The following is a 24,509-nucleotide window of genomic DNA, read 5'->3' on the forward strand; positions in this document are numbered from 1 at the left end:
TAATCAGTTAAACGCCGGCATAACTTCATCGATGAAGCGGGCCAGGGAGGTTTCTTTTTCTTCCCGGGTCATGCCGGAGTCGGACCAGTATGAGAACTCATCGTAGCCCAGATCTTCATAGTGCTTAAGCCGGTCGATAACCTGCTGGGAGGTACCGATCATCAGGTCTTTACGGATCTGTTCTGCTGAGTAGAACGGGTGAGCGGCAATATCTTCCGGGGTCAGTTGCTGAATCAGCCCCTGATTAATTGGCCGTTCGTTCTTGAACCAGGCACCGAAGTAGCAGTAAAACTCGTTGAGTTTCGCTGCGGCACGGGCCAGTTCGTCTTCTGTTTTACCAATGTAAGCGTGCTGCAGAATCATGATCTTCGGACGCTTGTCGTAGGTTGCACAGGCAGACTTAAACTTCTCCATCAGGCTTTCAACTTCTTCCAGGCCTTGCCACAGCGGGGTGACCTGAACGTTGCAGTCATTTTCAACCGCGAACTCGTGGCTGTTAATGTCCCGTGCTGCTACCCAGACCGGTGGTCCCTGTTCGGTTGTTGGTTTTGGTGCCGACGTGGTCTTCGGGAAGTTATAGTGCTTGCCTTCATGGCTGTAGTCGCCGGCCCACAGGCCGCGAACCGCAGGAATGATTTCCCGTAAGCGTTCGCCGGCGGCCCAGGCGTCAATGCCGCCGTCGACCATACGCTCGTATTCGAACGAGTAAGCGCCACGGGCAATGCCCAGTTCCAGACGGCCTTCTGTGAGAATATCTGTCATGGCGGCTTCACCGGCCAGCTTAATCGGATTCCAGAACGGCGCAACCACAGTACCGGTGCCCAGCCGGACGTTCTTGGTACGGTGAGCAAGGTCAATCAGATTCAGGAACGGGTTCGGCGCAATGGTAAAGTTCATGCCATGGTGCTCGCCGGTCCAGATAGTGGTCATGCCACCCTGATCCGCCATTTCACATAACGACAGAAACTCATCATACAGTTGCTGCTGGGACTGACTTTCGTCAGTGCGTTCCATATGGGAGAAAAGTGAAAATTTCATCCTGTGGCTCCTTGCTAGTGAATGTTGCCGTGTTGCTGATCGCCGACGTAGAGCCGGAATACGCCGTGCTGCTTCTCATCAGCATAGCGGGTCATGACACTGGCGATGTCTGCAGATACATAATCCAGCTCCGCCAGTTTGCTGACTTCGATGTATTCACCCAGACGGGTTTTGTCAGCCTGTTCGCTGCTGGCGCGGTAGAAGCAGGTGTTCTGACCGGCTTCAAGGTTCTCGTAAATGGAGTAAACCGCACCCAGTTCACAGTTCAGACCATTGGCCTGCAGGTACTCGCGGACTGACTCAACCGAGCCTTTCTGCACATCAGCGGCGACCTGTGGCAGGGTATAGCCTTGGCTGGTGCGGCTAAGCAGAACAGTATCTTCGTACTCAACGATGGCGCCGACAATGCTGCCCTGATGCTTACTCAGCTGTTCCGCGCGGTGTTCCATGCCCAGGCTGAAGTAGCCACCCTTGGCATAGCCCAGACCCAGCTTATCGTTGGAGGTAAAGGCGCTGATCTCGCCGATCAGGATAATGTGATCGCCGGCATCAATGCGGTTAAAAGTACTGCAGCTGAAGTGCGCGACGGCGTTGTCGATCAGCGGGCTGCCATGCTCATCAGCATGCCAGTCGATATCAGCGAAGCGATCGCCCTTTGAGCTGGCAAAGGTATTGGAAATCTGTTGCTGATCTTCTGCCAGAATGTTGATGGCAAAGTGCTTACAGCTGTTGAAGATCTCAAAGCTGGACAGGTTCTTACCCGGGCACACCAGTAACAGTGACGGTTCAACCGATACCGAGGTAAATGAGTTGGCGGTAAAACCGACTTTTTCACCGGATTCGCTGACCGCAGTAACCACGGTTACACCGGTCATGAAGGATCCGAAAGCGTTGCGTAATTCGCGGGGATCAAAATTACTCATGATGGACTCCTGATGGCTGTTTACAGGAGGAAATAAATTGCTCCAGCAGCGCATTAATTGCATCGGGATGGGTGAGTTGCAGCATATGCCGCGAGTTTTCAATAACTTCAGCGTGGCCAAATCGGCAGCGTGCCGCCATCTGCCGGGACATTTCCGGCGATGAGTTCTGGTCGCCGTCACCGGTAATGAACCAGGCCGGTACGGCCAGGCTGTCCAGTTCGGCATCGCTGGGACCATCTTCTTCACTGAAGATGGTGTATGCGGTGGCATAGCCTTCCGCAGGGGCGGCTTCCAGCCAGTCGGCACAGAGGTTTGCCATGGCCACTTCGTGTGCATCACCGGCCAGGTCAAACCAGCGCTGAATCGGTGCGGAAACACGGTCCTGTTCAGGGTGCTCCCACATTTGCCGGGCACGGTTCTGTACAGCTTCGCGGGCGGCATCGGAACGCCGGTAAACCGCATTCAGTGCGACGACGCCTTTACACAGGGTTGGATAGCGGGCAGCCAGCTGCACCGCGATCATTGCCCCCATGGAATGACCCAGAATCATCGCCGGGCCGGAAAGGTTTGCTTCCAGCCAGCCGGCAATATGATCCACATAGGCACTCAGGCTGGGGGCCGTCCCGTTTAGCAGGGCACTGTCACCGTGGCCGGGCATATCCAGCGCAAACACTTCGTGATCACGGGTCAGTACCGGTAACTGCTGAAACCAGGCTTCGGCCCGCAGGCCGACGCCATGGATCAGCACAACGGGTTCGCCGCTGCCACTGCGGTGAAATGCCAGCCCGTTAGCGGATTCAGACCGCTGCAGGGTTTTCAATGTCATGGCCCAACTCCTTCAGTTCCTGATAACGGTCACCGATGCGGTGGTGTGGTCGGCCACCGGTAGATCCACCCAGTACGATGACGACTTCATCGGCACCCGGCGCATCAGGGATGTTGAACTGAAGTGTCAGATAGTGTGAGCGGCGGCCGCCGTCATTCTTATCCATCATCGGTACCATAATAGGCGTATTTGCCGGACCGCGGGTGTTGGTGAATGACAGGAATGATTTGGCTTCAACCGCTTCACGGAAAATGTTGCCGAAGTGCAGGGTGTGGATCAGCGCGGATGCATGCTCGACTTCACCGTTCATACCGACGACTGCTGCTTTACCGAATGCTTCGATGTTTTCCGCACCGCCGGCCATTGCACAGACTTTATTTGTCAGCAATTCACCCAGTACCGGGCCAAAGGCCAGAATCTCCGGACGCAGGTTTTCAACAAAACGTCCTGCCCAGGGATTCTTAATAACAGCCGCAGCGGCGAACATCTTTACCGGGGTATCACAGGCTTTAAAACCTTCGATCAGGGTTTCTTCTTCGTAGCAAACCACTTTGCGAATTTCAGGTGTCATGGCAGATCTCATTGTCAGTTTCATGTTTGTATTATGGTATACAATCATATAATATTCCGGCATGCAAACTAAAAATGAACACGGTTTGCTGGTTTTTTAACCGGAATCTCTGGCGAATCAGTTGCTATGACTGCATTTAAAAGAGGCCACAGGGAAAATTGATTGGGCTAAACTTCCTTTGGTAGTAACCTTGGTACCCTGAACTTAACAAGGCGGACAGTTATTCTGCTGCGCCGACATGAAGTACATGGAATCACCAATACATGCTTAAGGTAGACAGACCTAAGACCCTGAAAGAAAACGCCCTGGAGTCGCTGCGTGATGCGATTACCGCTGACTTACTGAAGCCGGGCGAACGCCTGGTGGAACGGGCCCTGTGTGAAAGCATGGGGGTCAGCCGGACGGTGGTACGTGAATGTATCCGCCATCTGGAGAGTGAGCGGCTGGTGGTAGGTATTCCCAATGCCGGTTATGTGGTCGCGACCATTGGGCGCGACGAAGTTGAAGAGATCTATCAGATCCGCAGCATGCTGGAGTGTGCCGCCGTTGCCAGCTGTGCAAAACAGGCAACGGCAGATACCGTCAGTCAGCTGCGCCGTTTATGTGAGGAAATCACGTACTCACTGGAGCGGCAGGATGTGTTACAGGCGCTGAAGGTTACCTGCGAATTTTATGAGGTGATTTTTACCACCGGTGGCAAAACCGTTTCCTGGGATCTGGTGGAACAGTTGAATGCCCGGATTTCCCGGTTGCGTGCTTTAACCCTGAGCCAGGGAGAGCGTCGTACCCAGGGGCCGGAAAATTTACGCAATATCGTTGATGCGATAGAGCAGCAGGATGCCGGCCGTGCAGCCGAACTCTGTGCCAGTCATCTGGAGGGAGCGGCGCAGCTGGCATACCAATTAATCTGAGAGGTTAAGTGATGGATAAAGCACTGTTTGAGTTAGGTTTAGAGCGTCGCAAAGCGACTTTAGGTGACGCCTATGTCGAAAATAATCTGGCGAAAGCTGATGACTTTAACCGTCCGTTTCAGGAAGCCATGACTGAATGGTGCTGGGGCTTTGGCTGGGGGGACGATACCCTGGATGCCAAGACCCGTTCTCTGATGAACCTCACCATGATCGCCGCACTGGGAAAGATGCACGAATGGGAATTGCATTTACGCGGTGCGATCAATAATGGCGTCAGCGTTGCTGAAATCCGCGCCAGTATTCACGCCATTTCTATTTATTGTGGCGTACCTCAGGGTGTGGAATGTTTCCGCATTGCCCGCCAGGTACTTGAGGAGCAGGGTCTGCTCTGAGCAGCCTGTCTCCGGGTACCTGTGCCCTTAATCTGTAACTAAACTGTATTTCTGTTCTGAATGCCGGCCCTGCTGGCAGGTATTCTATTGTCTGCGAGAAGTGTTATGACTACTTTACAACTGAAAGATGCGGGTTTGCTGAAAACCCAGGCTTATGTGAACGGTGAATGGCTGGATGCTGATAACGGCAATACCTTTGCTGTCACGAATCCTTCCACCGGCGAGGTGATTGCTCAGGTTGCTGATCTGGGCGCGGCTGAAACCAACCGCGCGATTGAAGCAGCTGAAACAGCGATGCAAAGCTGGCGTCAGAAAACCGCTAAAGAGCGTTCTGCTGTACTGCGTAAGTGGCATGACCTGATGCTGGAAAATCAGGAAGATCTGGCCATTATCATGACCGCTGAACAGGGCAAGATTCTGGCGGAATCCCGTGGTGAAGTGGCATACGGCGCGTCTTACGTGGAGTGGTTCGCGGAAGAAGGTAAGCGGGTTTACGGTGATGTGATCCCGAACAGCACCGCAGACCGCCGTTCTGTGGTAATCAAACAGCCAATCGGTGTGGTTGCAGCGGTTACGCCATGGAATTTCCCGAATGCGATGATCACCCGTAAAGCGGCACCGGCACTGGCGGTAGGTTGTTCTGTAGTCCTTAAGCCGGCAGCAGAGACGCCGCTGTCGGCACTGGCACTGGCTGAACTGGCCGGGCGTGCCGGTTTACCTGCCGGTCTGTTTAACGTGGTAACCGGCATCAATGCACCGGCTATCGGTGAACAGCTGACCGGTAACCCGCTCGTGAAGAAATTCAGCTTCACCGGTTCAACCCCAGTGGGTAAGCAACTGATGGCCCTGTGTGCCACCACCGTTAAACGTACTTCAATGGAGCTGGGCGGTAACGCGCCGGTGCTGGTATTTGCCGATGCTGATCTGGATAAAGCGGTTGCCGGTGCCATTGGCACTAAGTTCCGTAATGCCGGCCAAACCTGTATCTGTGCTAACCGGATTCTGGTTGAAGACAGTGTATACGATGCCTTTGTTGAAAAGTTCACCGCGAAGGTCAGTGAATTTGTGCTGGGCGATGGCTTTGCTGAAGGGACCCACATTGGCCCGCTGATCACGGAAAAAGCATCTGCAAAAGTGCAGGATCTGGTGGACGACGCAGTTACCAAAGGTGCCGCGGTGACCATCGGTGGTCAGATTGATGCCCAGGGGCAGAATTTCTACCAGCCGACTGTTCTGGCGAATCTGAGCAACGATATGCGGGTTTCAAAGGAAGAGATCTTTGGTCCGGTTGCACCGATTTTCCGTTTCAGCGATGAGGCTGAAGCGGTGCAAATGGCCAACGATACCGAGTTTGGTCTGGCGGCGTATATGTTCACCGAAAATATGTCCCGGACGTGGCGGGTATCCGAAGCACTGGAATACGGCATGGTCGGCGTCAACGAAGTGGCGATCAGCTCTGAGATGATTCCGTTTGGTGGCGTAAAAGAGTCCGGTCAGGGCCGCGAAGGTTCCAAGTATGGTCTGGATGACTATCTGGAAACCAAATACATCTGCATGGGCGGTATCTGACCGCTACGATGATCAGTCGCTCAGCCGGTAAAGCCGGCGGGCGTTATCATGACACAGCAGTTGCAGCACTTCTTCGGGGAGCTGCAATTGCTGATACATTTGCCACAGCTCAGCATATTCCCTGCTGAACAGGCACAGGGGAAAGTTGCTTGCCAGCATGACCCGGCGTTCGCCAAAAACTTCCAGCAAAATATTAACCGTTTCACTGACCTGATCAGGCTGAAAAGTCCGGTCCTGCATTTCCCAGCCGGATGCCTTGACCGACACGCTTGGATAGTCGGCCAGACGTTGCAGATTTTCCTGCCATGTTTGCCGGTTGGCCTGATTTGCCGGGGGAAAGCCAGCATGATTAATAATGATCTGCAGTGGGTGCACTTCCAGAAGTGCTTCCAGTTCCCGGGTTGCCGGTGTATCCGTTAACGGATACTGGCATTCAAAAATCCATTCCCGTTCCGCCAGTTGTTGCAGATTGTGTATAACCTGTGGCTGCCTGAGCAGCTGTTCAGCTTCATCATCCAGAATATGGCGGATGCCGGCAACGGAGCTATGCTGCTCTACCTGATCCAGCAGTGCCGCGAAAGCTGCCGTACTGAGGGTCAGATCAGCACACACGATGCTGCGAAAACGGTAACCTTTTAAATGGCTTTCCAGCCAGCCGGTTTCAAGCCAGGGCGACTGATTATTAAAACCGGCTTCTATGTGAATTAATCCGCTGAGTTGCAGCGACTCTGGAAGACGTAGATCTTCGGCGCTGAAGTTCCGGCAGATACTGGCTTTGTCTGGCCAGAAAGGGGGATTCTGCGGCTGTAACCAGTGGTACTCACCCTCTTGCAGGTTAAACAGGTGTAGGTGAGGGTCGATGATTTTCATAATTAACGGGCCGTGTAACCGCCATCAATGCTGTGCAGGCTACCGGTAATAAAACTGGCTTTATCGCTGGCCAGAAAGCAGGCCAGTTCAGCCACTTCTTCAGCCTGTCCCAGACGTCCCAGTGGCTGTTGGGCAGCTTCTTCTGCATGGATACTGGCTTTATCTGCCCCTGAACGTTCACAGTAATTATCGATAGCCTGATGATAAAGCGGTGTTTCAATGGTGCCGGGGCAAATTGCATTACTACGGATATTATAGGCCGCGTAGTCCAGAGCGGTGGTTTTGGTCATTGAAGCCAGCGCGTGCTTGGTCAGGTTATAGGCAAACGAATTTTGTTTGCCCACCAGAGACTGATCGGATCCAACAATAACGATTGCACCGCTGTTTTGCTGCTTCATCGTGGGCAGGCTGGCCTGAATGGCGGCAAAGGCACCTTTAACGTTGATATCAAAGACCCGCTGGAGATCTTCTTCCCGGGTGTTTTCGATATTGGCAGAGAAGTGGATACCTGCGTTGCAGATTAATACGTCAAGGCGGCCGGTGGTGTCTGCTGCCTGCCGGACGGCCTCCTGTACCTGTGCAAAGTCGCGCATGTCGCAGGTGATATGCTGGCCGGATGTTCCCGGGGCAATATCCAGATTGAAGACCTGATAATCTTCCTGAATCAGTTTTTCGATGATTGCCAGACCAATGCCTTTACTGCCACCGGTCACAATTGCTGTTTTCTGCATCCGTTTAGATTCCGTCTTCATGTTTTGTTCATGGTGATTTTACTATAAGCATCCGTGCAATCCCCGTGGTTGGCAGAATTTTTCTACTGCAGCACGTAAAAAACCATTAATGAGTATGGGGGCTGTTGTGAAAGCTGGTGTTTTGCAGGGGGCTCCTATAAGTTGCTGATACTCCGTAAAGAGAGATAACAACAACTTCTGGAAGCAGCATATGTCACAGCAGGATTATGAAAAAGGTTTGCAGGTTCGTACCGAGGTTATGGGCGAATTTTTTGTTCAGCGGGCGATTGATAATACCACTGAGTTAACCCAGCCCGTTCAGGACTGGATTAACGAACATGCCTGGGGATCAACCTGGCAGAGAGAAGGATTGCCCCGCTCCACCCGGTCTTTGGTGACCATTGCGATGCTGGCGGCACTGAAGGCACCGCAGGAGCTTAAAGGGCATGTCCGGGGAGCGCTGAATAACGGTTGCAGCGTTGCTGAAATTCAGGAAGTTCTGCTGCATTCAATTGTTTATTGTGGCGCACCTGCTGCACAGGAAGCATTCCGCGCGGCGCAGGAAGTGATTGATGCCTGGCAGCAGGAGCAGTCTGCGGGTCAGGCTTAAAGTTTCAGGGATAGCCGTGCATACACCGCAATGGTTAGTGAATAAATGGCCATTAGCGGTGTCGTTGTAGCACAATGAAATTTAGAACGAGGTGTTTTCAGTTTCAGGTCAGGAAGTTCTCTGGCACGGTATTCTGTACGGTGCTTACCGGCTCTCACGAAGTTGGCTCGGAGACAGACATCAGAGTAGCGGTTAGCTAACCGGCTTATGGCTTTGTCGTTCGGCACAGGGGGGAGTGTGTCTTTATTAAATGTGTTTGCGCAACTGGAGCAGGCCTACATCCTGGTAGGCGCTGATTCATCTGAACCTTTACTGGTCAATAAAAAGGCGGCCATGCTCACCGGGCTGGATGTCAGTACGCCTGAAGGCCGCGATACCTGGCAACAGATACTGTTGCCGGCGATCGAAATGGCCCGTACCGTCAAAAATACCCAGGTATATCTGGGTGAAAAAGCCTTTTTACTCTGCTGTTCGGATATTCAGGAAGGTGGTCATACTGTTATTGCTGTGCATTTAAGCCGGCCAGAGCTGAGCGATAATGAGCGGCAGAATTTCTACGCCATGCTGGATAATCTCGGCGCATATGTGTACTGCAAAGATGTGAATTACAACTATACCTATGTGAATAAACAGGTGTGTGAGTTGTTTGAGCGCAGTCCGCAGGAAATCGTAGGGGCGAATGATTGCCAGCTGTTCGACGTCGAAACCGGCCGCAAAATGATTGAACAGACGGACAGTAAGGTCATTGAGCAGGGGATTACGCTGGAGCTGGAAGAGCGGAATTACGTCCGCAATCATGATGAGTACCGGGATTACCTCACCGTTAAAAAGCCGCTTTATGATGATGAGGGCATGCCGCTTGGCCTGTTCGGTATCTCAATGGATATCAGCGAGCTGAAGGAAACCCAGAAGCGTTTATATGTCAGTGAACAGCGGCTTTCGACCATTCTGGATAATGTGGGTGCCTATATCTTTATTAAAGATAAGGAACGCCGTTTTCAGTACGTGAATAAACAGACCGAAGCGCTGTTTCAGCTGCCGCAGGATGAGATCATCGGGAAGAATAATTTTGATTTGCTCGGTGAGGTTCAGGGGGAGGCGTTTGACTGTACCGACCGGGAAGTCTTTGAAACCGGAGAACGGGTTGATTGCCTTGAATCGTTTACCGCGCCTGATGAGGTTTACTATTACTGGACGGTGAAAATTCCGCTGCGCAATGAAGCAGGTGAAATTGACAGTTATATCGGTCTGTCCACAGACATCACTGAACAAAAGCGTCTGGAACATCAGGTACGCAGCTATAACGATGCCTTGCAAACCAAGATAAAAGAAGTCACAGATCTGAAGGATACCCTTGAGTATCAGGCGACCCATGATGTGTTGACCGGGCTGTTCAACCGGAGAATGCTTGAAACCCTGAGTGAGAAAATATTTGTGCCGGATAATCCGCAGCTGGTGGGCATGCTGATGTTGGATCTGGACCACTTTAAGCGGGTGAATGATGAGTTCGGTCATAAAACCGGGGATGATGTTATTTGTCTTCTGGCTCAGTTGATGAGCGATGAATGCCGGAGCAGTGATGTGATTTGCCGCTATGGTGGCGAAGAGTTCGTGTTACTGATGCCCGGTACGCAAGCGGGCAAGGCGAGGGCTAAGGCTGAGTGGTTGCGTAAGCGTTACTGTGAGGTGGCCGGGCAGATCTTTCCAGATATGGGCACGCTGACATTATCGGTGGGTTTTGCAGAAGCGCCTGCCAATAACGTGAGTTTTGAGCAGTTGTATCTGGTGGTGGATAAAGCGTTATATCAGGCCAAGGAAAATGGCCGTAACCGTTGTGAAGAAGGGCAACTGCAGTCCTTAACAGAGACTGTTGCTGAACAGAGCTGAGCGCAGGCAATCTATCTGGGCATTTGGAAACTGGCGGTAGTCCGGGTAAGGGGTAAGTATCAGATTATCCCTGCGCCACAGCATTCCAGTGTTATCCAGCGGTGTAAATCCTGCTTCTGAAGGGCACTTATCATTATCCACCAGTCCGAGCCGTTCCCAGCTGGCTTTGCCGGCAATCAGATGAATGCTGGCGTTGGGATGCAGGCTATTACTGAAATCAATCGCTTCGGTATCCAGCAGTTTGTGATCCCGGTGGTGTCGCCAGTCATCTGTCCGGGTAACGATTTTAGACAGAATAATCAGTATTTTGCGCCAGTGGTTGCCGTTCTGGCGCACAGTGTCATCGTAGCCGCGCCAGCCGTTTTCCAGCAAGGGAGGTGTGGGCAGGTAGAGGCGCAGGGCTGCTTCAGAATTGCCCAGGCTGGTCATCCCCGGGCTCATGCAGACTTAATGCCGCTGAGGTTTTTAAAGGTAATTTCCTTGGCCGTGCTGAGGAAGTCCAGCATGAAGTCGGCATCTTTCTGATCATCACGGATGGCTGCATACAGAGTACACCAGACACCTTTTTCTCCCAGAGGCCTGGCGCTGATGTAGTTCTGTTCGATGTACTGGTGTATTGCCCAGTTAGGCAGTGCGGACACGCCGCGCCCGCTGGCGACCAGTTGCATGATCATCACCGTCAGTTCTGAGGTACGGATACTCGCCGGTTCGATATCTGCCGGTTCCAGAAAGTGTTTGAATACATCCAGCCGGTGGGATTCTACCGGGTAAGTAATCAGTACTTCGCTGGCCAGGTCCTGTGGCTGGATATGCCGTTTAGCGACCAGTCGGTGTTGTTTGGCAATGGCTAATACCGATTCGTAGGTGAACAGCGGAATGTAGGTAATGCCGTTACGTTCTTCCGGATCCGCGGTTATGACCAGATCCAGATCTCCCCGGGCCAGTGCCGGCAGGGGCAGAAAACTGAAGCCGGTAGACAGGTCCATTTCCACTTCCGGCCAGTTCTGGCGGAAATGATCTATGGTGGGCATCAGCCAGTCAAAGCAGCTGTGACACTCAATGCAGATATTCAGCCGGCCGGCTTCTCCGCCGGCCAGGCGGGCGATATCCCGTTCGGCATTACGCACCATCGGTAACACTTCATCGGCCAGTGCCAGAATTCGCTGGCCGGCGCTGGTGAAACAGATGGGTTTGGTTTTGCGGATAAAGAGTGAGCAGTCGAGGCGGTCTTCCAGATCTTTGATCTGATGTGACAGGGCGGACTGGGTCAGGTGAATGCGGTCTGCCGCATCTACCAGACTTCCGGTGTCACGCAGAGCAGAGAGTGTTTTTAAATGACGAAGCTCGATCATACGGGGGGAACCTCAACTTCAACTTAGATATGAGTATAGTATGAACTGTCGTACCTTGACGGCATTGCCGGAGAGTAACCGCTTACCCCGGCATTCAGAAGCAGGGGTAAGACGGTAAAAAGGGCAGATTACTGGCTGCCAACCATCAGCAGTTCCAGCAGCGCTTTCTGAGCGTGCAGGCGGTTTTCTGCTTCATCAAATACGACTGAGCGCGGATCATTGTCCATCAGTTCTGCGCTGACTTCTTCACCGCGGTGGGCTGGCAGGCAGTGCATGAACAGAGCTTCTTTGTCGGCAGTGTCCATCAGGGCAGAGGTGACCTGATAGCCGGCAAAGGCTTTTTCACGTTCTTTCTGCTCTTCTTCCTGACCCATGGATGCCCATACGTCGGTAACGACCAGGTGGGAACCTTTGATTGCTTCTTCCGGAGTACGGTAGATGCTGATGCGATCCTGGTTGGCAGCAACCAGCTCGGCATTCGGGTCAAAACCTTCCGGGCAGGCAATGTTCAGGTGGAAGTCAAACTGGCGGGCAGCATTGATGTAAGAGTGACACATGTTGTTGCCATCACCTACCCAGGTCACAGTCTTGCCCTGGATGTCGCCACGGTGTTCGTAGTAAGTCTGCATGTCTGCCAGCAGCTGACACGGATGATAGTCATCGGTCAGGGCGTTGATAACAGGCACGCTGGAATTCGCAGCGAAGGTTTCTACTGATTCATGTGAGAAGGTACGGATCATTACTGCATCGCACATGCTGGAGATGACCTTGGCGCTGTCTTCAACCGGCTCGCCGCGGCCCAGCTGGGTATCGCGTGATGACAAGAAGAGGGCATGGCCACCAAACTGTGCCATGCCAGCCTCGAAAGATACGCGGGTACGGGTAGAGGATTTTTCAAAAATCATCGCCAGTACCTGGTTTTTCAATGGCTCGTAGATCTCACCACTGTTGCGAATTCGCTTCAGTTCCACAGCGCGTCGGATCAGCGCTTTCAGTTCATCGGGCGTTAAATCTAGCAGGGTTAAGAAATGTCTTGTTGTCATAATAAAAAGGGCCTGACGAATCAGGCCTCCTTAATTTCGTTAATGAATCAGAGCTGGCGGTTATTCGTCAGCCATATAAACCTTGATGATGCGTGAAACAGTGTTTACCAGCAGTTTGGCTTCACTGTCAGTCATCGTCAGAGGCGGTAACAGACGTACCACTTTACCGCCACCGGTAATGTTCAGCAGTACACCTTTTACCTTCGCAAGCACTGCCAGTTCGGAACCGGCTTCACTCAGTTCAATGGCAATCATCATGCCTTTGTTACGGACTTCCTTCACGCTTTCAGAGCTGCCCAACTGATCACGGAAACCGTCTGCAATCTGGTCGCCCAGTTCAGCGGCCCGTTTGTCCAGCTTATCATTGGTGATGGTATCAACCACCGCCAGTGCAGCAGCACAGCAAAGCGGGTTGCCGCCGTATGTAGAGCCGTGGGTACCCGGAATCAGGATCTCAGCGGCTTTGCCGCGTGCCAGGCAGGCACCGATCGGTACGCCGTTACCCAGGCCTTTAGCCGTGGTTACCACGTCAGGAAGAATATTGTTTTGCTGGTAAGCAAAGTAGCTGCCGGTACGGCCGTTGCCGGTCTGGACTTCGTCCAGCATCAGCAGCCAGTCGTGCTCATCGCAGATATCCCGGAGCTGGTTCAGGTAATCATCAGCAGGGATAACCACGCCGCCTTCACCCTGAATCGGTTCAACCAGAATTGCCACCACGTTAGGATTGTTGGCCGCAATTTTACGGACCGCTTCAACATCGTTGAACGGTGCCCGGACAAAGCCGCTGACCAGTGGTTCAAAACCGGCCTGTACTGCACGGTTACCGGTCGCACTCAGGGTGGCCATGGTACGGCCATGGAAAGAGCCATCCATAACAATGGTGACCGGCTGATCAATACCCTTACCGTGACCGTAGCGACGGGCCAGTTTGATTGCCGCTTCGTTCGCTTCTGCACCGGAGTTACCGAAGAATACGCTGTCCATACCGGAGATCTGAGTCAGACGGCGGGCCAGACGTTCCTGGTTCGGAATGGTGTACAGGTTTGAGGTATGAATAAGCTGGCTGGCCTGTTCGCTGATGGCGGTAGTCACCGCCGGATGTGCGTGACCCAGACCGCATACGGCGATGCCGCTCAGCGCGTCCAGATATTTATGGCCATCGGTATCATACAGCCAGGAACCTTCGCCGTGATCAAAGGCTACGGACAGGCGTGCATAAGTGTTCATTATGGGCTGTGTAGACATAAAGTCCCTCTCTGCAACATGGACCCATCGCCAATAAAGAAGAAGTCTCGGCGTGGAAAAAACGCAAAAGTCTATTCAATCGACGCAAGTTTAGCAATCTTTGCCGTGATTTATCTGCGAAAGGGGCCGTTTCGGGCTTGAATTTATTGATCCGTGTCACAATGATTTATAAAGACAGGGATTAGGATAAAGAACTGCTCATCCGGGCAGACAGGCAACGGAATATTTCTTGAGTAAATCACTCGGGTTTATGCTAGGCTTGCGTTTTTTTAACGCCCCCGCAGAAACGGGCGAAAGTTTTGACAGGTTTAAAGGTGTACTTATGAGCGTCGTTGATACCATTAAAGAGCAGATCGAATCCAATGATATTCTGCTGTACATGAAGGGCACGCCCCGTTTCCCGCAGTGTGGCTTTTCTTCCCGCACGGTTGAAGCGGTGATGGAGTGCGGCGAGCGCTTTGCGTTTGTTAACATTCTGGAAAATCCGGAAATCCGCTCAGAGCTGCCAAAATATGCTAACTGGCCAACCTTCCCGCAGCTGTGGGTAAAAGGTGAGCTTATCGGCGGTTGTGATATCGTGACTGAAATGGCGGCAAGCGGCGAGCTGAAAGAGCTGATTGCTGAAGCGGCTGCCGGTCAGGCTGAAAGCGAGTAAGTCATTTCCGGATCAGCTGGCTGGTAATTAATATTCTTTATCGTTTTTATAGGCTTGTTTAATTAGTCTAATAAGAACTATCTGCTATGCTGATTCGCACTTAATTTGTGCGCGGGAAACCGCTGTATTTTTTAATTCATTTAAGAGAGAACTAAACATGGCCGTATTAGTAGGTAAGAACGCTCCGGACTTTACAGCACCAGCAGTACTGGGCAACGGTGAAATCGTTGACGCTTTTACACTGTCTGAAGCAACTAAGGGCAAGAAAGCTGTAGTATTCTTCTACCCACTGGACTTCACTTTCGTATGTCCTTCTGAGCTGCTGGCTTTCGATCACCGCATCGAAGAGTTTGCTAAGCGTGGCGTTGAAGTAATCGGTGTTTCTATCGACTCTCACTTCTCTCACAACGCATGGCGTAACACTCCTGTAGAACAAGGTGGTATCGGTCCGGTTAAATACACTCTGGTTGCCGACATGACTCACAGCATCTGCAAAGACTACGACGTTGAGTCTGAAGGTGGTGTTGCTTTCCGTGGTTCTTTCCTGATCGACGAAGACGGTCTGGTACGTCACCAGGTTGTTAACGATCTGCCACTGGGCCGTAACGTTGACGAAATGCTGCGTATGGTTGACGCACTGGCGTTCCACCAGAAGAACGGTGAAGTTTGCCCTGCAGGCTGGAGCGAAGGTGACGAAGGTATGGTTGCATCTCCAGAAGGTGTTGCAAGCTACCTGTCTGACAACGCTGACAAGCTGTAAGATTTAAGTATCTTAAAAAAACCGCCTTTATGGCGGTTTTTTTGTGGCTGTCGTTTAACACTTTCGCTGTTTGCAGTATGTAAAAAATGCATGTGCTGCATAGCGAATTAGAATGACCGGTTTTGTGCTGCTTGCGGTATGATAACCGGTCTTTTCGTGTTTGCTGTCCGGGCTGTTCTGACCCGGTGATGTTGCTGATACTTTTCTTAACAAACCCTTTAACGAATGAATGACGGGATGTTCTGTGCCGAATAAGTCTTTTGCGGGCCAAATGCCGTTCGCCGAATTTGTCACCCTCATGGCAATGATGATGTCACTGGTTGCTCTGGCCATTGATGCCATGTTACCTGCGCTGGCCCTGATGGGGGATGCGCTGCAGGTGGCCGATGCAAATGATGTGCAGCTGGTCGTCTCCGTACTGTTTCTCGGCATGGCAGTGGGGCAGTTGTGCTATGGTCCGGCGTCAGACAGTTTTGGTCGCCGGCCGGTCATGTATGTGGGATATGCGCTGTTTATTGTCGGCGGTATTTTAAGCATCATCGCTCAGGATCTTGATGTGATGTTGCTCGGACGGTTCCTGCAGGGCTTTGGCCTTGCTGCCCCCAAGATACTCACGGTGGCTATTGTCCGGGATCAGTTTGCCGGGCGTGAAATGGCCCGGGTGATGTCTTTTATCATGGTCATATTCATCGTGATTCCGATGGTGGCACCGGTGTTCGGGCAACTGATTCTCTGGGTCGCTGACTGGCGTTATATCTTTGTGGCGATTCTGGCGATTGGTCTGATCAGCCTGATCTGGTTTCATCAGCGCCAGCCGGAGACGCATCCGCCTGAAAAGCGGGTGCCATTTTCGCTTAAGGCGATCAGCAAAGCATTTGTCAAAGTATCAACCGACCGCTTTGCCATGGGTTATACCCTGATGGCCGGGATTGTTTCCGGTGCATTTGTGGCGTACCTGAGTTCTTCTGCACAGGTTTTCCAGCAGTTATACGGTCTGGGTGAATGGTTTCCCCTGTATTTTGCGATGCTGGCTTTTGCCATTGGTTTTTCTTCTTACCTTAATGGCCGCATGGTGGTGCAGCTGGGCATGCAACATCTGACCTGGCGGGCCTTGCTGATACTGATGGTCAGTTCAGTCCTGTGTGTGGCTGTTAGCAGTTACTGGCAGGGGATGCCACCGTTATGGCTGTTAACGCTGTATTTTATTGTGGCGTTTGCCTGTATCGGCATGCTGTTCAGCAATCTGAATGCGTTGGCCATGGAAGGGCTGGGTAAGTATGCCGGTATGGGCGCCGCCGTTGTGGGGGCGGTTTCTACGCTGCTGTCGGCAGTGATTGGTGTATTTATTGGCAGTTTGTTCAATGACACTGTGATCCCGCTGGTGGCTGGCTTTGCTGTCTGTGCCGGGGTTGGGCTGGTGATGATGCGCTGGATTGAAGCGGGGCGACGGCATACAGAAGCGTCCTGATACAAAAAAGCCCTGTTGTGTCAGGGCTTTTTTATGGGCGAGTGTCAGGCACCGGTTATTCGTAGTGATCCTGAACCATGCTCCAGCCGCCCAGGTCTTTCCAGCGGTTTACAATGGTGCAGAACAGTTCTGCGGTTTTCATGGTGTCGTACAGGGCGGAGTGCGCTTCCTTGCCGTCGAAGTCGATATCGGCAATGTCACAGGCTTTTGCCAGTACGGTGTGGCCAAATGCCAGACCTGCCAGAGTGGCAGTGTCAAAGGTGGAAAACGGGTGGAACGGGTTACGTTTCATATCACAGCGTTCTGCGGCTGCAGTCACGAAACTGTGATCGAAATGGGCGTTGTGGCCCACCAGAATCGCCCGCTTACAGTTATGGGCTTTAACTGATTTGCGGATCGGCTTGAAGATCTTTTCCAGTGCTTCCTGTTCGTCGATGGCGCCGCGGAGCGGGTTATAAGGGTCAATGCCCGTAAATTCCAGTGCGGACTTTTCCAGATTGGCGCCTTCAAACGGATTTACGTTGAAGGAGTAGCTCTGATCGATCAGCAGGTTTCCATCGTCATCCATTGTCAGGGTAACGGCAGCAATTTCCAGAAGTGCATCTGTCTCAGCATTGAACCCGGCAGTTTCAACGTCGATTACCACTGGCAGGTAGCCCCGGAAACGGGTGGACATCGGATGCTGATAGGCACTGTTATGTTTAGTCAAATGAGATCCTTAAAGGCTGTCTCTTCAGCCTGCAGTTGAGTATGGGGCCAGTGTATAATCTTGGCCGGCTGTTGTCATTGCTACGGAAGTATTTGCAGTACATTACTGCTAAGATGGATAGACACTGATCCGCAGTTAAATATCCCGGTATCCGCAGTAAAGTTTTACCGGCTGCAGTCGATATCTGATACGTTGGTTTGGTATCTGTAAGGATTTGATCTTTTTATGCGAATTATTCTGGGACTGTTGATAGCTTTATGGATGCTGCCTGCCGGGGCGGCCAGTTTTGTGGCGACCATCGATCAGTCCCGCTGGGATCTTGAATCCTCCAAGTTTAACTGCCGTATGTCGCAGAAAATCCCTTTATTTGGCGAAGCTATTTTCGATCACCAGGCCGGTGAACAAATCCGTTTTGTCCTGAAACCGCTTCAGGGTCATGGCATGAAGGGGAAGGCGATGCTGATGGCAGAAGCGTCTCCCTGGCAGCCGGGTACCGCGCCGATGCGGATCGGTGAAGTGGAATTTAACCAGTACAGCGGCGAGATCGAAGTGCTGAGCCCTCAGGCACAGAATATGATTGCTGCGCTGTATAAGGGCATGATGCCGACCTTCAAAGCCCGTAACTGGCTGGGTACCGGTGAAAATGTCCGAGTAGGGCTGTCAGCGGCGAACTTCCAGCCAGCATTTGAAAGTTATTCGGGTTGTGTGGCCGGTCTCTTGCCGGTGAATTACCGTCAGATTGCCCGTACCGCGGTGTTATTCCCATCCGCTACATGGCGTTTATCCGATGCCACCAAGGCCCGTCTGGACCTGATTGCTATCTATGTAAACAATGATGAGGCTGTCAGCTCTGTATATGTGGACGGTCACTCTGATACCCAGGGCCGCCGTCTGGCAAACCGGGATTTGTCGAAGAAGCGTGCTGATGAGGTAACCGCCTATCTGATCGCAAAAGGGGTGAACCCTGATGTGATTATTACCCGTTACCATGGTGAACGGTATCCTGTTGGGCAGAAGAACGATAAGGCTACCCGTGATCGAAGCCGCCGGGTAACCATCCGTCTGGACCGTGATCAGCCTTAATCCTTGAAGTGCCGCTATACAAAAATTCTATTGGCCACTGAGATAGTGGGGATTTATCCCTGCTGTCTCTGTTCCTGCTGTGTATTCATGCTATAATTTTGCCCTTTCCTTTTTCAGGTAATGCATCGGGTTGTCTGCCCGGTGATGGATTTTCGTGTGGAGTTCTTTTATGTCCGACATTAAAAAGGTTGTGCTGGCCTACTCCGGCGGCCTTGATACATCTGTAATCGTTCGTTGGTTACAGGAAACTTACAACTGTGAAGTCGTGACATTCACGGCGGATCTGGGCCAGGGTGAAGAAGTTGAACCTGCCCGTGCGAAAGCTGAAGCTCTGGGTGTAAAAGAAATTTACATCGAAGACCTGCGCGAAGAATTTGTACGTGATTTCGTATTCCCGATGTTCCGTGCGAATACCATCTACGAAGGTGAGTACCTGCTGGGCACATCTATTGCCCGTCCGCTGATTGCCAAGCGCCTGATTGAAATTGCTAACGAAACCGGTGCGGACGCTATCTCCCACGGTGCGACCGGTAAGGGTAACGACCAGGTTCGTTTCGAAATGGGTGCTTACGCACTTAAGCCGGGTGTTGAAGTAATTGCACCATGGCGTGAGTGGGATCTGACTTCCCGTGAAACCCTGATGAAGTACTGTGAAGAGCACGACATCCCGGTAGATTTCTCCAGCAACAAGAAGAAGTCTCCATACTCTATGGATGCTAACCTGCTGCACATTTCTTACGAAGGTGACATCCTGGAAGATCCGTGGGCGGAAGCTGAAGCAGATATGTGGCGCTGGTCTGTTTCCCCTGAGGAAGCACCGGATGAAGCTCAGTACATGGAACTGACTTACGAGAAGGGTGATATCGTTGCGATCGACGGTAAGCCAATGTCTCCGGCGACTGTTCTGACTTACCTGAACAAAGTAGGTGGCGAGCACGGTATCGGCCGTCTGGACATCGTTGAGAACCGTTTCGTAGGCATGAAGTCCCGTGGTTGCTATGAAACACCGGGCGGCACCATCATGCTGCGTGCTCACCGTGCCATTGAGTCCATCACTCTGGACCGCGAAGTAGCGCACCTGAAAGACGAGCTGATGCCACGTTATGCCAAGGTTATCTACAATGGTTTCTGGTGGTCTGAAGAACGTAAGATGATGCAGGAAATGATCGATTACTCACAGCGCAACGTGAACGGTGATGTTCGCCTGAAGCTGTACAAGGGTAACGTGACTGTTGTTGGTCGCCGTTCTGACGATAGCCTGTTCGACGAGAACATTGCTACCTTCGAAGATGATGCAGGTTCTTACGATCAGAAAGACGCTGCAGGCTTCATTAAACTGAATGCACTGCGCATGCGCATTGCTGCCGGTAAAGGCCGCGATCTGCTGGAAGACTAAGGGAAAATCAGGGTGTAATAAACCTGGCTTTTCAGAAAAACCCGTTATGGTGACATAGCGGGTTTTTTGTTGGCTACAGAACATGTCGGGAGTTCTAGTTGCTTGATATCTATGCTACTTTGAGCGCTGGTCTCTGATGTCGGTTTTATGGAAATAAATTATTCACAAAACAAAGTCCTGATTGTCGATAATCGTCTGGATGATTTGGCTGAGCTGAAAGGTGCGCTAAGCCAGTTAGGCATCAAAACGATTCATGTGGCGTCATCAGTGAATATGGCTTTGGCGTTGTTGCGTGAAGAGACATATGACATATGTTTTGCTCTGTTTGATCTGGGGAAAACAGAAAAGAATGGTCTGCAGTTAATTCAGGAGGCCGGTGCCGAGGGCACAAAGCTTTATACCACCACTTTTATCCTGGTTGTTGATCAGGACCGCTCCAAGCTGCTTTTCGGCTCCCTTGATACCGCGCCGGATACCTATATTTCCAAGCCTTACGATGTTGCCAAGATCCGGGTGCGCCTGGAAAAAATTCTGCGTATTAAATCGGTACTGCAACCGCTGGAGAAACTGCTGAATCAGGGGCAGCTGTCCGAAGCGCTGGAGCAGTGTGGCCGCTATATTCATTCCTATCCCGGACTTGTTCTGTATATCCATCGTCTGGAAGGGGAGATCCTGTTACGTCTGGGGCAGGAAACTCAGGCGGTAAAGTTATTTAAAAGTCTGCTGAAACGGCGTGATCTGCCCTGGGCAAGGGTTGGGCTGGGGGTTGCTCTGTCCCGGCTGGGCCGTGTACAGGAAGCTATCCGGGTGTTTAAAGGGGTCATTCAGGAAGCGCATCTGTGTGTTGAGGCGTTTGTCGGCCTGGCAAATGCCCACCGGGCGATCGGTGAGCGCCGGGTTGCGCTGGATTTGTTGCGTCAGGCGACGCTGATTCAGCCAACTTCACCGTTGCTACAGGCGGCATTAGGCAAGATTGCCCTGCATGAAGGGGAATATTCCATTGCTGCCAAAGCGTACCGCGAGGCCATTGAGTATTCCCGTGGCGGCTGTTTCGAGCAGCACAGTTATTATGTTGGCCTGGTTGCCAGTCTGCAGGTGAAGGTAAACGGATCTGATGATGCGGATTCGGTGCAGGCACAAGAGTCTGCGGTAAAAGTACTGGAAGAGCTGATTCTGGCGTTCGGAGACCTGCCAACACGCCTGATAGCACGGTTGTTCTGGACCGAGCTTTACCGGGCACGGGGCGCGGATCCGGAGTTTATGTCTGCCTGTCATGCCGCGTTTGATGTGTACTGTCAGTGTGAACTCAGTGAGCAGGCCCAGTGGCAGGAGTTGTTGCTGGACCGTATCCGTGGCAGTGACGTTGAAAGTGAAGCGCAGCAGGTAAAGGAACAGCTTAACCGTCAGGTGATCGAGCTGGACTGGGGTAAGCTTAATGTGCAGGGAATGCTGGCGTACCGTAAACAGGATTTTGCCAAAGCTCAGGCCTTGTTTCAGAAAGCTAATCTTTGCTTACCGGATAATCCCGGTGTGGTGCTGAATCTGGTGCAGGTGTATCTGGAAAGCCAGGGGCAGCGTGAAACGGTACTGACACGTGAACTTGCTGAAATGGACGACTTACTCTGGGAACTGGACTTCAACGTACTGAGCCGTAAGCAGCAGAACCGGCATAAAAATATGGGCGAGCGTCTGGCTGCGTTATTTGTCGACGGCATGCCAGGCTGAATTAAAGGGTATCGTCGTCCAGCAGGATAGAATTGTTGTTGGGTTGTGTCGGGTCGTCCCCCATCAGCAGGCTGCGTGCAGAACGGGCCAGTTTACGGTTCATCAGTTTTTGCTGGGCTTCTTCCGGCAGGTCGGTGAAACGGATGGTGTTCTGGCTGATCAGCAGTTCGATAAGGTCTTCTAGGATACGGCCGATATTGCCGTCAGAATTATTCAGATACTGTTCCGGGGAGTGGATCTTATTCTGATGGTTCAGAAAATCCATGACATCCGGGTCGCTGACATCCACCGGTACAGAACCGGTTTGCTCGTATTGCGAGATGGCCAATATATTTCCCTGATTGTCCTTCACTGCGTAAAGCATATCGATATCTTTTAATAACTCTAATTTGATCATAAGCTGAAGTATGCGGCGCAGATGAATATTTAGTCAAGCAGCAGCTTGTCAATATGAGAGGTTAGTTAAGGGGCTGCAAGATGCTGATCTGGCAATGAATTCTGGCTGATCTGCGTGTCAGTTCCGTTCGGCTAATTGCATATTGGGCAGGGGGCCGATAAAATCCCGCCATCTTAAATTGGCTGACCCGGATACGCCGGGTAGTGCTGGCTGTTAATCCGGCCGGAATCCTTCAATTTAGTACCATCTAACTATCAGTATAAAGCTTATGAAATCCCATAAAATTCAACAGGCGCCGATCCCTATGCGCTCGGTGGGTCCGCTTAAAATCTGCGGGCATATCCTGGAAGAAAAACTGATGGTCCCGCTGGCGACCTACGAAACACCACTGTGGCCTTCGGTTGGCCGTGGTGCGCGGATTTCTGCGCTGACTGATGGTATCCGTACCACCATTGTTGATGAGCGGATGTCACGGTCGATTCTGCTGGAAGCCAAAGATGCGCTGGAGGCGGTGCAGGCACTGCAATCCATCAAGTCCCGGCAGGATGATCTGAATGCGGTGGTGGCCCAGACCAGCCGGTTTGCCAAGCTGATCGATATGCACAGTCAGGTGGTGGCTAACCTGATTTATCTGCGTCTGGAATTTACCACCGGGGATGCCTCCGGCCATAACATGGTGACCAACGCAGCTGACAAGCTGATTCCGTGGCTGCTGAATGAATATCCACAGCTGGAATACTGTTCTATTTCCGGGAATTACTGTTCCGATAAAAAAGCCACCGCCGTGAATGGTATTCTGGGTCGTGGTAAGTATGTTGTCAGTGAGATTCTGATTCCCCGTGAGCTGTGTGAGCGCCGTCTGAAAACCACGCCGGAAAAAGTGGTTGATCTGAACATCAAGAAAAACCTGATCGGCACCATGGTTGCCGGCGGATTGCGCAGCGCGAATGCGCACTATGCAAATATGTTATTGGCTTTTTATCTGGCCACCGGTCAGGATGCGGCGAATATCATCGAAGGCTCCCAGGGCATTGTGCACGCGGAAGTCCGTGACGGCGACTTATACTTCTCCTGTACCTTACCTAACCTGATTATGGGCAGTGTGGGTAACGGTAAAGGTATTGAGTTTGTTGAAGATAATCTTAAAGCACTGGGCTGTAAGGAAGACCGTGAGCCGGGTGAAAACGCCCGCCGTCTGGCGGCGATCTGTGCCGCTACAGTGTTGTGCGGAGAGCTTTCACTGATGGCCGCCCAGACCAATCCCGGTGAGCTGATGGAATCTCATCTGAAGATGGAAAGATAATGACCGATCAGACCAACGATCGCAAAATTGAACATATCCGCGCCATTGAAAAAGATGCCGCGACAGATCGTGACGGACGTTACTTTGACCGTATCCACTTACAGCACCGGGCGTTGCCCGAAGTAGCGCTGGACCGGATCGATACATCGGTTGAGTTTCTCGGCAAAAAATTAAGCTTTCCCCTGCTGATTTCCTCGATGACCGGCGGCGATCATGAGCTGATCCGCACCATTAACCGCAATCTGGCTATTGCGGCAGAGCAGACCGGCGTTGCGCTGGCAGTCGGTTCCCAGCGGGTGATGTTCACCCAGCCGGGTGCGAGGGTCAGCTTTGAATTGCGCGAATATGCGCCAACGACAGTGCTGTGTGGCAACGTTGGCGCTGTACAGTTGAACTACGGGTTTGATGTTGCCAAGTGTCAGGAAGCCGTCGACTGCCTCGGTGCGGATGCGTTGTATCTGCACCTGAATCCGTTGCAGGAAGCAGTACAGCCGGAAGGTGATACTGATTTCTCCGGGCTGACTGCCAAAATTGCTCAAGTGACCAGCCAGTTAAGCGTGCCGGTGATGTTTAAAGAAGTCGGTTGTGGTCTGTCTCCGCAAGACATCGAAGCCGGTCTGAAAATGGGCATTAAGCATTTTGATCTGGCCGGTTGCGGCGGTACGTCGTGGAGCCGGATTGAGTACCACCGGGCGCAGAATGATACTGATGATCTGGGGCTGAAGTTTCAGGACTGGGGAATCCCGACACCCCTAGCGCTGCGTCTTGCTGAGCCATATCAGCAACAGGCTGATTTCATTGCCAGCGGCGGTCTCAGGGATGGGATTGATATGATTAAATCTGTTATACTCGGCGCCTCGATATGTGGCATGGCGACTCCATTCTTAAAACCTGCCATGGAATCTGCCGACGCAGTAGTCCAGGTTATCGAACAAATCCGGCGTGAATTTACCACTGCGATGTTTCTGCTGGGAATGTCGGATATAAACAGCGTATATATGAACCGGGCTCTAATATTGAGTGAGGGTGAGGATCGAAATTAGGT

The 24,509-nt window shown here is 52.0% G+C and carries 25 protein-coding genes; 13 read left to right on the forward strand and 12 right to left on the reverse strand.

All coding sequences use genetic code 11. The annotated features are described in order from the left end of the window. Nucleotides 1-3: 3 nt before the first annotated feature. From JYB63_RS11600 to JYB63_RS11615, 4 genes are read right to left on the reverse strand one after another with little or no spacing between them, the layout of a single operon-like run. A complete protein-coding gene (locus JYB63_RS11600; protein ID WP_205658014.1) occupies nt 4-1,038 on the reverse strand; it encodes an LLM class flavin-dependent oxidoreductase in 1,035 nt (344 codons plus the stop codon). A 14-nt stretch (nt 1,039-1,052) separates the two neighbouring features. After that, a complete protein-coding gene (locus JYB63_RS11605) occupies nt 1,053-1,961 on the reverse strand; it encodes a flavin reductase family protein (protein WP_205658015.1) in 909 nt (302 codons plus the stop codon). Next, nucleotides 1,954-2,787 (reverse strand): alpha/beta fold hydrolase, encoded by an 834-nt coding sequence (locus JYB63_RS11610; protein WP_205658016.1) that lies wholly within the window; start codon nt 2,785-2,787, stop codon nt 1,954-1,956. Before JYB63_RS11610 ends, JYB63_RS11605 begins: the two co-directional genes overlap by 8 nt. Then, complete coding sequence (locus tag JYB63_RS11615; protein ID WP_205658017.1) at nt 2,759-3,358, reverse strand: amino acid synthesis family protein; 600 nt, start codon at nt 3,356-3,358, stop codon at nt 2,759-2,761. Before JYB63_RS11615 ends, JYB63_RS11610 begins: the two co-directional genes overlap by 29 nt. 263 nt (nt 3,359-3,621) lie before the next feature. Between JYB63_RS11615 and JYB63_RS11620 the strand changes: the two genes are divergently transcribed. The 3 genes from JYB63_RS11620 (at nt 3,622) to JYB63_RS11630 (ending at nt 6,230) form a co-directional block, all read left to right on the forward strand. Next, nucleotides 3,622-4,269 (forward strand): GntR family transcriptional regulator, encoded by a 648-nt coding sequence (locus tag JYB63_RS11620; RefSeq protein ID WP_205658018.1) that lies wholly within the window; start codon nt 3,622-3,624, stop codon nt 4,267-4,269. An 11-nt stretch (nt 4,270-4,280) separates the two neighbouring features. Next, nucleotides 4,281-4,661: a carboxymuconolactone decarboxylase family protein gene (locus tag JYB63_RS11625; RefSeq protein ID WP_205658019.1), complete on the forward strand. Its 381-nt coding sequence runs from the start codon at nt 4,281-4,283 to the stop codon at nt 4,659-4,661. A gap of 105 nt (nt 4,662-4,766) precedes the next feature. Next, on the forward strand, nt 4,767-6,230 hold the full coding sequence (locus JYB63_RS11630) for an NAD-dependent succinate-semialdehyde dehydrogenase (protein ID WP_205658020.1): 1,464 nt from the start codon (nt 4,767-4,769) through the stop codon (nt 6,228-6,230). A 12-nt stretch (nt 6,231-6,242) separates the two neighbouring features. Here JYB63_RS11630 and JYB63_RS11635 read toward each other — a convergent pair whose 3' ends face one another. Further along, nucleotides 6,243-7,100, reverse strand: a complete 858-nt coding sequence (locus tag JYB63_RS11635) for an amidohydrolase family protein (RefSeq protein WP_205658021.1) — start codon at nt 7,098-7,100, stop codon at nt 6,243-6,245. Nucleotides 7,101-7,102: 2 nt separating this feature from the next. Beyond that, nucleotides 7,103-7,852 (reverse strand): SDR family NAD(P)-dependent oxidoreductase, encoded by a 750-nt coding sequence (locus JYB63_RS11640; protein ID WP_243431945.1) that lies wholly within the window; start codon nt 7,850-7,852, stop codon nt 7,103-7,105. Nucleotides 7,853-8,042: 190 nt separating this feature from the next. Between JYB63_RS11640 and JYB63_RS11645 the strand changes: the two genes are divergently transcribed. Next, nucleotides 8,043-8,441: a carboxymuconolactone decarboxylase family protein gene (locus JYB63_RS11645; RefSeq protein ID WP_205658022.1), complete on the forward strand. Its 399-nt coding sequence runs from the start codon at nt 8,043-8,045 to the stop codon at nt 8,439-8,441. Between the two features lie 237 nt (nt 8,442-8,678). Beyond that, the gene (locus tag JYB63_RS11650; protein WP_205658023.1) at nt 8,679-10,328 is read left to right on the forward strand and encodes a diguanylate cyclase; all 1,650 of its coding nucleotides are present in this window, start codon (nt 8,679-8,681) and stop codon (nt 10,326-10,328) included. Here the strand turns inward: JYB63_RS11650 and JYB63_RS11655 are convergent. The 4 genes from JYB63_RS11655 to JYB63_RS11670 all read right to left on the reverse strand — a co-directional run bounded on the left by JYB63_RS11655 (nt 10,299) and on the right by JYB63_RS11670 (nt 13,968). Then, nucleotides 10,299-10,757 (reverse strand): DUF6942 family protein, encoded by a 459-nt coding sequence (locus JYB63_RS11655; RefSeq protein WP_205658024.1) that lies wholly within the window; start codon nt 10,755-10,757, stop codon nt 10,299-10,301. The genes JYB63_RS11650 and JYB63_RS11655 overlap by 30 nt on opposite strands. A gap of 8 nt (nt 10,758-10,765) precedes the next feature. Continuing rightward, nucleotides 10,766-11,680, reverse strand: coding sequence for a LysR family transcriptional regulator (locus tag JYB63_RS11660; protein ID WP_205658025.1), 915 nt, complete (start codon nt 11,678-11,680; stop codon nt 10,766-10,768). Between the two features lie 128 nt (nt 11,681-11,808). Beyond that, nucleotides 11,809-12,723 (reverse strand): ornithine carbamoyltransferase, encoded by a 915-nt coding sequence (argF, locus tag JYB63_RS11665; protein WP_205658026.1) that lies wholly within the window; start codon nt 12,721-12,723, stop codon nt 11,809-11,811. Between the two features lie 60 nt (nt 12,724-12,783). Next, on the reverse strand, nt 12,784-13,968 hold the full coding sequence (locus JYB63_RS11670; protein ID WP_205658027.1) for an aspartate aminotransferase family protein: 1,185 nt from the start codon (nt 13,966-13,968) through the stop codon (nt 12,784-12,786). A gap of 322 nt (nt 13,969-14,290) precedes the next feature. Here JYB63_RS11670 and grxD point away from each other — a divergent pair, with 322 nt between their 5' ends. The 3 genes from grxD (at nt 14,291) to JYB63_RS11685 (ending at nt 16,851) form a co-directional block, all read left to right on the forward strand. Then, complete coding sequence (gene grxD / locus JYB63_RS11675) at nt 14,291-14,623, forward strand: Grx4 family monothiol glutaredoxin (protein ID WP_205658028.1); 333 nt, start codon at nt 14,291-14,293, stop codon at nt 14,621-14,623. Nucleotides 14,624-14,780: 157 nt separating this feature from the next. After that, nucleotides 14,781-15,383, forward strand: a complete 603-nt coding sequence (locus tag JYB63_RS11680) for a peroxiredoxin (protein ID WP_205658029.1) — start codon at nt 14,781-14,783, stop codon at nt 15,381-15,383. 244 nt (nt 15,384-15,627) lie between these two features. Next, the gene (locus JYB63_RS11685) at nt 15,628-16,851 is read left to right on the forward strand and encodes a Bcr/CflA family efflux MFS transporter (RefSeq protein WP_205658030.1); all 1,224 of its coding nucleotides are present in this window, start codon (nt 15,628-15,630) and stop codon (nt 16,849-16,851) included. 55 nt (nt 16,852-16,906) lie between these two features. On the opposite strand, the gene rnt is transcribed toward JYB63_RS11685, so the two are convergent. Then, the gene (gene rnt, locus JYB63_RS11690; protein ID WP_205658381.1) at nt 16,907-17,527 is read right to left on the reverse strand and encodes a ribonuclease T; all 621 of its coding nucleotides are present in this window, start codon (nt 17,525-17,527) and stop codon (nt 16,907-16,909) included. Nucleotides 17,528-17,785: 258 nt separating this feature from the next. Here rnt and JYB63_RS11695 point away from each other — a divergent pair, with 258 nt between their 5' ends. The 3 genes from JYB63_RS11695 to JYB63_RS11705 all read left to right on the forward strand — a co-directional run bounded on the left by JYB63_RS11695 (nt 17,786) and on the right by JYB63_RS11705 (nt 21,764). After that, complete coding sequence (locus JYB63_RS11695) at nt 17,786-18,643, forward strand: flagellar protein MotY (RefSeq protein ID WP_205658031.1); 858 nt, start codon at nt 17,786-17,788, stop codon at nt 18,641-18,643. A 169-nt stretch (nt 18,644-18,812) separates the two neighbouring features. Next, complete coding sequence (locus tag JYB63_RS11700; RefSeq protein WP_205658032.1) at nt 18,813-20,039, forward strand: argininosuccinate synthase; 1,227 nt, start codon at nt 18,813-18,815, stop codon at nt 20,037-20,039. Between the two features lie 147 nt (nt 20,040-20,186). Next, nucleotides 20,187-21,764, forward strand: coding sequence for a tetratricopeptide repeat protein (locus JYB63_RS11705; protein WP_205658033.1), 1,578 nt, complete (start codon nt 20,187-20,189; stop codon nt 21,762-21,764). 1 nt (nt 21,765) lies between these two features. On the opposite strand, the gene JYB63_RS11710 is transcribed toward JYB63_RS11705, so the two are convergent. Further along, nucleotides 21,766-22,092 (reverse strand): hypothetical protein, encoded by a 327-nt coding sequence (locus JYB63_RS11710; protein WP_243431946.1) that lies wholly within the window; start codon nt 22,090-22,092, stop codon nt 21,766-21,768. A 337-nt stretch (nt 22,093-22,429) separates the two neighbouring features. Between JYB63_RS11710 and JYB63_RS11715 the strand changes: the two genes are divergently transcribed. Next, nucleotides 22,430-23,464 (forward strand): hydroxymethylglutaryl-coenzyme A reductase family protein, encoded by a 1,035-nt coding sequence (locus JYB63_RS11715; protein ID WP_205658034.1) that lies wholly within the window; start codon nt 22,430-22,432, stop codon nt 23,462-23,464. Continuing rightward, a complete protein-coding gene (fni, locus tag JYB63_RS11720; protein ID WP_205658035.1) occupies nt 23,464-24,507 on the forward strand; it encodes a type 2 isopentenyl-diphosphate Delta-isomerase in 1,044 nt (347 codons plus the stop codon). Before JYB63_RS11715 ends, fni begins: the two co-directional genes overlap by 1 nt. Nucleotides 24,508-24,509: the final 2 nt, after the last annotated feature.

This window comes from Aliamphritea spongicola (genome assembly GCF_017051665.1).
GTDB classification, from domain to species: domain Bacteria; phylum Pseudomonadota; class Gammaproteobacteria; order Pseudomonadales; family Balneatricaceae; genus Amphritea; species Amphritea spongicola.